Below are 410 nucleotides of genomic sequence, written 5' to 3'. Positions count from 1 at the left end.
GGTTCCAGGCGCTTTTTAGCCTCTGGAGAGAACCTGAGATCGAACGGTGGCGTTCCTGATGAAAAGAACAAAGTATGGGTAGCCGATGTCACCTATCTGAAGGTGAAGCAAAGGTGGCATTATCTGTCGGTCATTATGGATTTGTACTCTCGACGAATAGTGGGTTGGAGTCTGGATGTAACCAGAACGGCTGAAGTAACCAAACGCAGTCTATTGGCTGCCGTCAGAAAGCGGCAGCCAAGATCCGGGTTGATGGTCCACACAGACAGAGGGGTAGAATATCGAGGTGGGGTCTATCAAACTGAGCTGAAACGTCACGGAATGAAACACAGCCTGAATCGTGCGGGACACTGTACAGACAATGCCCATATGGAATCCTTCTTCCATTCACTCAAGGCTGAGTTGATCCG

At 49.8% G+C, this 410-nt stretch carries 1 protein-coding gene; it reads left to right on the top strand.

Features of this window, described 5'->3' with window-relative positions; translation table 11 throughout:
• Positions 1–410: DDE-type integrase/transposase/recombinase (locus MIB40_RS19915; protein WP_249697178.1), on the top strand; the 410-nt coding region annotated here is incomplete at both ends.

The organism is Aestuariirhabdus haliotis, from assembly GCF_023509475.1.
GTDB classification, from domain to species: Bacteria; Pseudomonadota; Gammaproteobacteria; order Pseudomonadales; family Aestuariirhabdaceae; genus Aestuariirhabdus; species Aestuariirhabdus haliotis.
This window is presented reverse-complemented; position numbering and strand designations above follow the sequence as displayed.